The following is an 11,226-nucleotide window of genomic DNA, read 5'->3' as shown; positions in this document are numbered from 1 at the left end:
CGGGAAGCGGTCGGACAGCGGCGCGCCGACCAGGTTGCCGACCGTCATGCCGAGGCCGAAGAGGGCGAGCAGCCAGGTCATGCTGGAGTCGGCGTAGTGGGCGACGTTCGTCATCATCGGGGCGATGTAGCTGAAGGTGGCGAACAGCCCGCCGCCACCGATCATCGCCACGCCGAGCACCAGCCACACCTCAGGCTTGGCGAACGCGCGTAGTTCTCCACGCAGCGACGAGCGCGGGGCGCCTGACGCCACGCCCGCATCCGCGGGAATCGCCAGCGCGACAGCCAGCACGGCAAGCAGCCCGATCACCCCGACGACCGCGTACACCAGGCGCCAGCCGGCGTGCTGGCCGAGAATCGTGGTGAGCGGCACGCCGACGATGTTCGCCACGGTCAACCCGGCGAACATCACCGCCATCGCGCTGTTGCTGCGCTTCTTGTCCACCAGCGAGCCGGCCACCACCGCGCCCGCGCCGAAGAACGCGCCGTGCGGCAGCCCGGTGGCGAACCTGGCCAGCAGCACCAAGCCGAAGCTCGGCGCGAGCGCGGAAAGCAGATTGCCGACTGCGAACCAGCTCATCAGCACCAACAGCACCGGCTTGCGCCGATACCGCACCGAAGCGGCGGTGAGCAGCGGCGCACCCACCACCACCCCGAGCGCGTAGGCGGAGATCAGTTCCCCGGCCCGCGGGATCGATACGGAAAGGTCGGAGGCGACCTGCGGAAGCAGGCCCATCACTACGAACTCGCCAGTGCCTATGGCGAAGCCGCCGACGGCAAGAGAGAGCAGGGCACGGCGTACTGCGCCGGAAAGCATCTTGTCGCTGCCAACTTCCATGGATCAGGACGGCGACGACACTGTCAGCCCCACCAGTAATTACAGGTCTTGCCACGTCTATACGCTTCGGGCAACGCCCAGGCACGAGCGGCTATTCCGGCCGTCGCGCCCGAGCGCGCCGCGTGTCCAGTTCAACTGGACACAGACTCCTGAGATGCATCACCGCAGGTCACACGCCGTCGAGCCGAGCCACTTCCTCGTCCGACAGGGTCAGGCTCACGGCCTTGGCCGAGTCCTGGATCGTCTCGGGTCGCGACGAACCGGGAATCGGGATGACCACGGGCGCCTTCGCCAGCATCCAGGCCAGGCAGACCTGCTGCGGGCTGACCCCGTGCGCCTGGCCGATTTCGGCAAACGCGCCGAACCGGGAGCCGAGGCCGCCCGCGTTCGAGATACCGCCGAGCGGGCTCCACGGCAGGAACGCGAGGCCGAGCCGCGCGCACAGCTCAAGCTCCGGCTCGCTGGAGCGGAACGAGGGCGAGAACTGGTTCTGCACGCTCACAAGCCGGCCGCCGAGGATCTCGTTGGCCTGCTGGATCTGCTGCGGGTTCGCGTTCGAGATGCCGGCCATCCGGATCTTGCCCGCGTCCAGCAGGTCACGGACCGCGCCGACCGAATCGGCGTACGGGACGCGCGGATCCGGGCGGTGGAACTGGTAGAGCCCGATCGCCTCGACGCCCAGGCGCTTGAGCGAGGCGTCACAGGCCTGCTTGAGGTATTCCGGCGAGCCGTTGACCGTCCAGCTGCCGTCACCGGGGCGCAGGTGGCCGCCCTTGGTCGCGATCAGCACGTCCGAGGTGTCCCCGCCATAGCTGGCCACGGCGCGGGCGATCAGGGTCTCGTTGTGCCCGACCTCGTCCGCGCGCAGGTGGTAGGCGTCCGCGGTGTCGATCAGGGTTATTCCGGCGTCCAGCGCGGCGTGGATCGTGGCGATCGAGCGCTGCTCGTCCGGCCGCCCCTCGATGGACATCGGCATTCCGCCGAGACCGATGGCGCCGACCTGGACATCGCCAATGCGGCGAGTCTGCATGGGGTTCCTCCCGTATCTGACAGGTACAGTCCCAGCCTCCCTGCCCAGGATTAAGCTGTCCAACAGAGAAATCTGATGCCGTTCAGCACGGCTGCTGCTCAATGGGGGTCGAGAGACGTGGAACTGCGCCAACTGGAGCACTTCGTCGCGGTCGCGCAGGAGTGTCACTTCACCAGGGCGGCCAAGCGGCTGCACATCGCCCAGTCGGGCCTGTCCGCCTCGATCCGCTCGCTGGAGCGGGAACTCGGCGCGCCGCTGTTCCTGCGCAGTACCCGGCAGGTCCAGCTCACCCCGGCGGGCCAGGCGCTGCTCGGCGAGGCGCTGCGCGCGCTGTCGGCGAGCAATGCGGCGAAAGACGCGGTCGCCGCCGTGCAGGGTCTGCTGCGCGGCCGGCTCTCGATCGGCTCGTTGCAATGCCTGCACGCGGTCCACGTGCCGACGCTGCTGGCCGGTTTCCTCTCCGCGCATCCCGGTTTGGAAATCCGGCTGCGGCAGGGCGGTTCCGACGAGTTGATCGAGCTGGTGCGCACCGGCCGGCTCGATGTGGCGTTCGTGTCCCGGCCCGGGCCGGCGCGCTGCCCGGACGACGTGGTCATTCAAGCGCTCGACAGCGAGCCCCTGGCCCTGGCGTGTGCGCTCGGCCATCCGTTCGCCGGCCAGGAGCAGGTCAAGCTGGCCGATCTGGCCGACGAGCAGTTCGTCGACTTCCCGCCCGACTGGGGCACTCGCGATCTGGCCGACCGGGTGTTGACCGCGACCGGGATCGAGCGGCGGGTGGCCCTGGAGGTCACCGATGTCCACTCGCTGCTCGATCTTGTGGCCTGTGGACTTGGCGTGGCGCTGGTGCCGCGGTCCTACTCGGTGAAGACTGACCGGGTGCGGTTCATCGAACTGGCCGGCGAGGTGCCCGCGTGGGAGACGGTCAGCGTGACCACCGACCCGACCAGCGCGGCCGCGGCGGCGCTGCTGCGCGAAGTCGAACTGGTCAAGGCGGCCGCCAGCTAATTGCGCTTGTCAGTCAACGAAATTTCGGATACTCAACACCCAGCAGGCGGCTCTTCCCAGAGCGCGCACCACACGTCCGACGGAGGGCCGATGCGGGGCATAGGGCGACTCAAAGACCGGATTTGGCAGTGGCTCACCACGCGCGATCGCGGCCTGCTGGCGCTGCGCCGGGCCGGCCGGGCGGCGATCGCGATGCCGGTCCTGTTCGCGTTCTGCGCGAAGGTGCTGCACAACGGCGATATCGCGACCTACGCCGCGTTCGGCTCCTTCGCGATGCTGATGCTGGTCGACTTCGGCGGTTCGATCCGCGACCGCCTGCGGGCTCAGCTGACCCTCGCGGTCGCCAGCGCGGTGCTGGTCACCCTGGGCACCCTCGCCTCGCGCGAGGAATGGCTGGCGGCGGTGGCGATGACCGTGGTCGGCTTCGGGGCGCTGTTCGTCGGCGTGGTCAGCTCGGTGCTCGCCGGCGCGACCACGGCGCTGCTGCTCTCGTTCATCCTCCCGGTCTCACTGGCGAGCAAGCCCGGCGTGATCCCGGACCGCCTGGCCGGCTGGGGCATCGCCACGGCCGCCGCGCTGCTCGCGGTCTCGCTGCTGTGGCCGGCGCCGGCCAGCGACCCGCTGCGCGGCAGGGCGGCGGCCGCGTGCCGAGCCATCGCGACCCGGCTGCAACTGGCTGTCTCGCTGCACAAGTCAGGGGTCGATGTCGCATCGGCGCCAGCGTACCGGGCGGCGGTGACCGCGTCCGAGACCGCGATGGCCGACCTGAACCGGGTGTTCCTCGCCACGCCCAACCGGCCGACCGGGCTGAGCACCTCGGCCCGCGCCGTGGTCCGGCTGGTCGACGAGCTGAGCTGGCTCAGCGCAATCCTGGCGCAGTCGCGCTCGCTGAACTGCAACATCCCGAATCCGGCCGCGTGCAAGGTGAAGAGCGCCGCGGCGAGCGTGCTGGAACAGGGCGCTGATCTGCTCGACGAGCCGCGGGCGAACCTGGACGGCCTGCACGACGCCCTCACGACGCTGCGGGAGGCACTGACCAAGCTGGAGCGCGACGCCATCGGCCAGCTCCCGATGCAGTCCACCGTGTTTGATGGGGCACAGTTCCATGGCGTCATCATCGACGGCGCCCCATCCGAGGACACCGCCCCACCACCCACTGCCGCCGAACTGCGCCGCGCCGAGTCGATCATGCTTGACGAGCACGTCAGCGAGGTCATCGACGCGCTCGACCCGAGCTTCCGCGCACAGGAGATCAGCTTTGTCGCGTCCCTGATCGGCCGCAACATCGACCTGGCCGCGCGGGCCGAGCGGCGCTCGTGGGTCGACCGGCTGCTCGGCCGCCAGCCCGAAGGCCTGCCCGGAACGTTCACGGCAGCCCAGGAGCGCGCGGCCGCACACGTGGAGCGGCACTCGGTGTGGCTGCACAACAGCGTACGCGGCGCGGTCGGCCTTGGCCTTGCCGTGCTCGTCGCGAATCTGACGGGGGTTCAGCATTCCTTCTGGGTCGTGCTCGGCACCCTGTCCGTGCTGCGCTCGAGCGCGCTGAACACCGGGCTGAACGCGTTTCGCGCGGTGCTCGGCACGACCGCGGGCTTCGTGATCGGCGCCTTGCTGCTCATCCCGATCGGACATTCGACCGGGCTGCTGTGGTTCCTGTTGCCTCCGGCCATCGTGCTGGCCGGGATCGCGCCCGCGGCGATCTCGTTCGCCGCCGGACAGGCCGGCTTCACGCTCGTACTCGTCATCCTGTTCAACATCATCCAGCCGACCGGCTGGCGGGTCGGGCTGCTGCGGGTTGAGGACATCGCGATCGGCGCGGGCGTGAGCCTGGCGGTCGGAATCCTGTTCTGGCCGCGCGGCGCGGCGGCGGCGCTGAGCAAGGCACTGTCCGAGGCGTACGCCGACAGCGCGCGGTACCTCGCGGCGGCCGTCGAGTACGGGATGCTGCGCTTCGACATCGCGGGAACGGACGCGATCGAAAACAGCGCTTCGGTGGACACCGCCTCCCTCGTGCCAACTCAGCAGGCGATCCGGGCCGCCGCTGCGGCGCGCCGGATGGACGACACGTTCCGCGAGTACCTGGTCGAGCGCGGCGCCAAGAAGGTGCCGTTGGCCGAGATCACGCGTTTGGTCAGCGGGGTGACCGGACTGCGCCTGGCCGCCGACGCTGTGCTGGACCTCTGGGAGCGCGACGAGGACCCTGTCTCCGGCGACCGTGCGGCGGCCCGGATGGAGTTGCTGCGCAGCGTCGAGCACATCCGCAACTGGTACGACGATCTGGCCGGCAGCCTCGACGGTGCGCGGACCATTCCGCCCACCCTGGAGCGCGATCCGGATGCGGACAACCGACTGGTGCTCGCCGTGCAGCACGACCTGCGGGACGAGGACGGCAAGGCCACGGCCACCGCGGTGCGGATGATCTGGACCGGAGACCATCTCGACGCGGTGCGCCGGCTCCAGCCCAGCCTGCTGCAGCCCGCCCTCGCCGCCAGGTCCGCCGCGTTCATGTGAGCGGGAAAATTCACACGGAGTTTTCCCCGATATCGATGCCTACCGTCGTGGAAAGACCATGATGAGCTGGTGTCTCACGAAATCGGGGTGCTCTCCCTTTACGAGGGCTTCTTCCGCGGCGGCGCGCGGATCCTCCACACCGACGTGCTCGCTGGCCTGCACGGCCGCGGCCAGCGGCACCGCGTACTGAGCATTCACGAGAACGTTTACCGGGAGGCGACGTTCCAGCGGATGCGAGATGACGCTTGCTATCAACGACTGGTCGCCGCGGGCATCCCGGTCACCGCGCTGCGCGGCGCAGGACCGGCCGACGCCGGCCCGGAATCCGCGCGATTCACCGACCACGAACTGAGCCTGTTCCAGCGGGAAGCCACCGCGTCGCGCGTCGTCGTCACGCTCAAGGAGCAGCCGCTGCGACTGGTGAACCAAGCCGGCTGGGCTGGGCCGGTAGTCACCTGCCTGCACCGCTCGGATCCCGAGAACCAGGGCTCCGCGCTCACCGAGCTACGCGCCGCGGTGGCCGCCGGGCGCGTCACGGCGCTGATCTGCTGCGCTGACGCGACGAAGTCTGCCTATCGAGCCGCGGGCTTCCCCGACAGTCTGCTGCACGTCATTCCCAACGGGGTCGATCTGCGCCGATTCCGCCCCGACCGGTTCGCCCGCGCAAGGCTGCGGCGCGCGTTCGCGATCCCGCACGAGGCTCCGGTCGTCGCATTCGCCGCGCGCTATGACGGCATGAAGAACGTGCCACTATTCCTCGCCGCCGCAGCCCGATTCCTCGCGCAGCGACCGACGGCGCACGTCCTCATGTGCGGCACCGGCATGACGCGGGACAACGAGAAACTGCTCGCAGACCTACGCGTCACAGGACTCGAAGGCTCCAGTCGAGTCCATCTCCTGGGCCCGCGAGACGACCCACAAGCCCTCTTCGCGGCCGCGGACGTGGTCGCGCTGACTTCGACGTTCGGCGAGGCAGCACCCTTATGCCTGATCGAGGGGCTGCTGTGCGGCGCGATCCCGGTCGCGACGGACGTCGGTGACTGCGCCGCGATCGTCGCCGGCCGTGGTCTGCTCACCGCGCCCGACGCCGATGCGATCGCCGCTGCCTGGTGTGAGGCGCTGGCCCGCCGAACCGAGTTCACACCCGCGTTGCTGGCCGCCAGGGAACAGTTCGGCCGCCGCCGGATGCTCGCCGCCTACGCGGCGTTGATCTGGCGGGCAGACGGGCATAGCGCGCGCCGCCGCCCTTCACGAGTGCTCGAACCGGTCGGCTGAAACGCGAGGCCCGCCCCACGTACGCGGGGCGGGCCTCACTAACTTCTACTCAGAACCTGTCACCGGAAGATGTTCACCGACTGCGTGACGACGTCCTGATTCGGGTCGTCCACGCCCGGGTTGCCGCGGAAGTCGGTCCAGACCGGGTGCGCCTGGAAGTCCGGCCCCATGGCGATGGCCGTGTAGTCGCCGATGAACACGCCCTGCAGCACGTTCCCGGTGACCAACCCCAGCGCGACGAACTGCACTTGCGGGTTCTCGGTCTGCTTGGTCAGCCGGCGCTGCGGGTTGTGCGAAACCGACCAGCGGTCGCCGGAGACCATCGCGAAGTCCTCGCCGATGCCGGCCGGGTCGTAGTAGCGGGTGTAGTAGCTGACCGCGATGTGGCCGTTGTACGCCGCGACGGCCGGGTACACCTCGTCGGTGCCCGCGCCCACGCTCACCGCGGGCGACCAGGACAGTGCGCCGTGGCTCTTCGCGTCCGCCGAGATCAACAGCGCGTTGCCGTTGGTACGCACCGAGACGCCCGAGGAGTTGTAGAGGCCGTTGCGGTCATCGGCCCAGGTCGCGTACAGCCGATTCTGGGCCCGGTCGTAGGTCAGCTGCGGGAAGGAGTTGATCCGGAAGTTCTCCCCGGTCAGCGTGCTGGTTCCGGTGTCCGCGTTGAACGGGAAGTCGAAGTCGGCCGCGGCTTCCTGGTTGGTGAAGGTCTTCCCGCCGTCCCGCGAGGTCGCGATCACGACAGCGTCGTGGTCGGTGGCCGCGTTGCAGGCGATGGTCTTGCAGACAGACGTCTCATACGCGACGTACAGCGTGCCGTCGTTCGCCACCACCGGGTTGGTGCCGGTGCCGAACGGGGTGATGCCGGTCTTGAAATTGGCCAGCGTCGGCGAGATCGGCGCCGGAGCGGAGAAGTGCTTTCCGCCGTCCGTCGACCTGGCCTCGACCGTCGGCGACTCGAGGTAGTTGCCGGCCGAGTCGTACGTGAATTGAGTCCAGGTCACGTAGACCGCGCCGGTGTGCTGGTCGACCGCGATCCATTCCTTGTCGTTGAAGATGTTCGTCGCGCCCTGGCTACCGTCCGCGTTGAAGCCATCAAGGTGCACGATGGTCGGCTCGCCGAAGGTCTTGCCGCCGTCGTGGGAGACGGAGACCGTGACGCCGCTGGGCGCCTGCGAGCCACCGGTGGCGGGCGCATTACGGGAGAAGACCAGGTTCGCGTAGTAGACGGTGTTATTCGGGCCGAACGCAAGCGCCGGGTCGCCGGCCGAGTCGGCCAGCGAGAGCGGGGCGCTCGCTCCGGTCTGGAAGGTCAGGTGCGGCGCGAGGACGTTCTTCCAGCTCTTGCCGCCGTCAAAGGTCGTATACGCCCAGCCTGAGGCGTCGTTGCGGTTCTCGCGGGAGTTGAACACGCGGTAGTCGTTGGAGCCGGCCACCAGGTTGTTCGGGTTCCACGGGTTTTGCGTAACGGTCGTCTCGTTCTGCGCCGATTCGCAACCGGTCTGGCTGCCGGCCGACACGACCGTGTCGCCCTTGATGACATCGACGTTCGGGGGCAGCGCGGCGTACGGGTTCGGCTGGCCGAGGAAGGACTGGCAGAGCGCTGAAAGGCTCGGCGCCTCCTCCAGCTCATCGGTGCCGACGATGAACTGCTCTTTCAGCAGCAGGTTGGGCGTTGTGTGGGTACGGGCCGCAGCGCTTGCGTGGGCACGCTGGGCCACCTTCACGGATTCGAGCGGAGCAGGATGGTCTCCGCCCGGCGAGCCCGTGGCCGCCGCGCTGGCGAAGCCCGGGCCCACCGCGACCACCGCGGCCGAAGCTGCGGCGACGAGCACGCCCTGAATCGGGCGTATGCGATGCATGAGTGGTCTCTCCCTCCCTTACGCCGCGGCCGATCCGGGGCGGCGCGTTCGAGACACGGATCCGCGTGATTGCGAACCCGGCGACTGTCGGCACGCTATGACCGCCGATGATCGATGGCAATACTCTGCTGAGCTAGTGACCCATCAGGCCTACCCATACGACGCTTTATGCGCTAACCGGGCACGATGCAGCACGCTGACAACTTCACCGACCCGGCTCGGACGTCGTCGCCTGCGCCGGGGCAAGCGAGTCGCGGCGTAGTACCTGGAGCAGTTCCTCGTAGGGTCCAATCAGATAAGCCTGGTCACCGGCGCGGAAACGCGTGCCGCGGCGGGGCGGGTACTCCAGCCCTGCGCCATCCGCGCGGCCGATCGCGACGACGCGCGTACGTGCGGACAGCGCGCCCATCGCGAGACCGTCCAAGCCGCCGCCCGGCGCGACGGTGAGCCGGCCGACGAGCATCGGCTGGTGCCCGACGTAGAAGGTGCCCAGCACGTCGAGACCGAGCGCCGCGCCGACGAACCAGGGCGCTGCCAGCGCGGCGGTGGAACGGACCGAGCCGAAGCCGAAGCTGCGCTCGACAGTCTGGCCGAGTTGCTCGTCGAACAAGCGCAGCACCACCGGAACCTGCGCCCAGCGCGCACCCAATTGGTCGCGCACCGCCAGTCCGGTCTCCAGATTCACCAGGTCGTCACTGGTGAGCACCGCCACCGCCCGCGCGTCGGCGAGATTGACCGCGCGCAACGCTTGCGGCTGGGTCGCGTCGGCGATGACCACCGGAACGCCAAGAGCACGCATCTGCGCCAGGTATCTGTTGTCCTGGTTCTGTTCGACCACCACGACCCGCGCCTGCTCGGCCACCAGCCGCTCGGCCACCTGGGCGCCGACCGAGCCGAGGCCGATGACCACCACGTGCCCGCGCAGCCCGGTCATCCGGCCGCGGCCCAGCGCCTCCTCGATCCTGCGGCTCACCAGCAAATTGGTCAGCATCGCGAAGAACACCGCCACCAGCATCGTGCCACCGATCATCAGGCCGATGGCATAGACGCGCAGCCAGGCCGGCTGGTCGTGGAAGGAGAAGTCGCCGTAGCCGATCGTGGTTACCGTCTCGACGTTGAAGTAGAGAGCGTCTACGACAGTCATCCCGCGCCCGCCGTCGCCGCGGTAGCCCAAACGCAGAACCGCGGTCGAGACGGCGACGAGCGTGAACAGCCCTGCGAACGGAAGCAATAGGCGGCGGTCGGCGGCGTCAAGGAAAGAGCCCAACGCCGTACGAATGCGGCTGAGGAAACCGGGATCGGAAGGACGCGGCGAAGGCACGTGGACAGGTGCGGGCGAGGGGACCAGCTCCGGCGTGCCGAGTAGCGTGACAGCGTCACCCTCGTTCACCACATGGTCGCGGCCGGGGCACACGACAACACGCGTGGTTCCACATGGCACGACCGCCACGGGCGCGAGGTCGCCGTAAAGGGAACGCAGCGTCGCCTTGCGGCTCGCAGTGACAGTCACCGCGATGAACCGCTCCCCCGCCAGCTCGATCTCGTGCGCGGTCGAGCGCAGGCATGCCTCGACGACCGAGGGCGCGGAGAGCCCTGCGACGTCGAGCACGGCGACGCCGATCCCTGCCATCGCCCGCCCAACCGCCGGGTTGCGCAGCAGCACCACGACGCGCAGGTCCGGCCGCTGTTCGCGGGCCAGCAGCGCCGTCTCCAAGGTGTGCAGGTCGTCCTCTTGCACGCACACGATCGCCGCGGCTCCCGCCAGCCCGACCGACTCGAGCGCACCAAGCCGCGCGCTGCCGACCACATGCGGGACGCCCCAGCTGAGCACGACCGAGGTCATGCGTGGATCGGGGTCATCGTCGAGGACGGCCACCCGCACTCCGGCATAGCGCAGCTGCTCGACCGCGCGCAGCCCGACGCCGTGTAGGCCGCAGATGATCACGTGACCGGTCCAGTCGTGACAACCGTCGGTCATCGGGTCATTGTCGTCGCCGCCCATGACCGTAAGTATCGCCGCTCTTTAACGGTCGGTGTCCCTTTGCGCGCACCTGGTGCGCCGGGGCGACTCCCGTGTCCCGTTCAACTGGACAACCAACCGCCTGTCCCGCCCAGCTGGACAACCCGCCTTTCCCCACCCTCGAACCGCCGCCCGCCGTCCCGCTTTTCCCCCAATAAAACCCCGCGATGACATCTCCGCGACGCGGCTTGATGGGAGCGGCGAGTCTCGTTCACGGCGGCTCTCGAGCACAGACGCCCTTGCGCGCTGGGTGTCCCGCGATAGCTTCGCCGACGGCGGTCGAGGGTAACGCGGGACACGCGTGCACAGGTTTTTCACCCGGCCACGCGCAAACGGGTGAAACACCGAAAACACCCGCCACACAACCCCGAAACCCCAGAAAATAGACACAGGGAAACCATTCCACTCACCTTTTTCCGGGGCCCACCATGCACATTACCGACAACCACTCCCGCACCGCCCTGATCGACGCACTCACCGATACCGAAAAAAGCCTCGCGCAACTCCACGCCGCCCAGATCCGCCTGCTCGCCACCCTCGCCGCGGCGCGCGGCGCGGATCCCTTGGACTGCACCGAGGAGGAGATCACCGCCGCGCTGCGCTGGTCCCCCACCACCACCCGCACCCGCCTGCACACCGCGCACACCCTGGCCACCCGCTTCCCCGAAACCCTCGCCCTGATGGCC

At 69.0% G+C, this 11,226-nt stretch carries 8 protein-coding genes; 4 read left to right on the top strand and 4 right to left on the bottom strand.

All coding sequences use genetic code 11. The features are described from left to right. Both VN779_RS19815 and VN779_RS19810 read right to left on the bottom strand, forming a co-directional pair. The coding region (locus VN779_RS19815) for an MFS transporter (protein ID WP_325725525.1) at window positions 1–837 on the bottom strand (837 nt) is incomplete at its 3' end. Between the two features lie 169 nt (window positions 838–1,006). Beyond that, entirely contained in the window at window positions 1,007–1,867 is an 861-nt protein-coding gene (locus VN779_RS19810) for an aldo/keto reductase (protein WP_325725523.1), read from the bottom strand. A gap of 117 nt (window positions 1,868–1,984) precedes the next feature. On the opposite strand from VN779_RS19810, the gene VN779_RS19805 reads away from it, so the two are divergent. The 3 genes from VN779_RS19805 to VN779_RS19795 all read left to right on the top strand — a co-directional run bounded on the left by VN779_RS19805 (window position 1,985) and on the right by VN779_RS19795 (window position 6,658). Beyond that, the gene (locus tag VN779_RS19805) at window positions 1,985–2,872 is read left to right on the top strand and encodes a LysR family transcriptional regulator (protein ID WP_325725521.1); all 888 of its coding nucleotides are present in this window, start codon (window positions 1,985–1,987) and stop codon (window positions 2,870–2,872) included. 90 nt (window positions 2,873–2,962) lie between these two features. Beyond that, window positions 2,963–5,383, top strand: coding sequence for an FUSC family protein (locus tag VN779_RS19800; protein ID WP_325725519.1), 2,421 nt, complete (start codon window positions 2,963–2,965; stop codon window positions 5,381–5,383). 69 nt (window positions 5,384–5,452) lie between these two features. Beyond that, window positions 5,453–6,658, top strand: a complete 1,206-nt coding sequence (locus VN779_RS19795; protein WP_325725517.1) for a glycosyltransferase — start codon at window positions 5,453–5,455, stop codon at window positions 6,656–6,658. Window positions 6,659–6,717: 59 nt separating this feature from the next. Here VN779_RS19795 and VN779_RS19790 read toward each other — a convergent pair whose 3' ends face one another. Both VN779_RS19790 and VN779_RS19785 read right to left on the bottom strand, forming a co-directional pair. Further along, entirely contained in the window at window positions 6,718–8,520 is a 1,803-nt protein-coding gene (locus VN779_RS19790) for a sialidase family protein (protein ID WP_325725515.1), read from the bottom strand. Window positions 8,521–8,725: 205 nt separating this feature from the next. Beyond that, window positions 8,726–10,498 (bottom strand): NAD-binding protein, encoded by a 1,773-nt coding sequence (locus VN779_RS19785; RefSeq protein ID WP_325725513.1) that lies wholly within the window; start codon window positions 10,496–10,498, stop codon window positions 8,726–8,728. A gap of 470 nt (window positions 10,499–10,968) precedes the next feature. Here VN779_RS19785 and VN779_RS19780 point away from each other — a divergent pair. After that, window positions 10,969–11,226: hypothetical protein (locus VN779_RS19780; RefSeq protein ID WP_325725511.1), on the top strand; the 258-nt coding region annotated here is incomplete at its 3' end.

This window comes from Actinocrinis sp. (genome assembly GCF_035605935.1).
Lineage (GTDB): Bacteria > Actinomycetota > Actinomycetes > Streptomycetales > Catenulisporaceae > Actinocrinis.
This window is presented reverse-complemented; position numbering and strand designations above follow the sequence as displayed.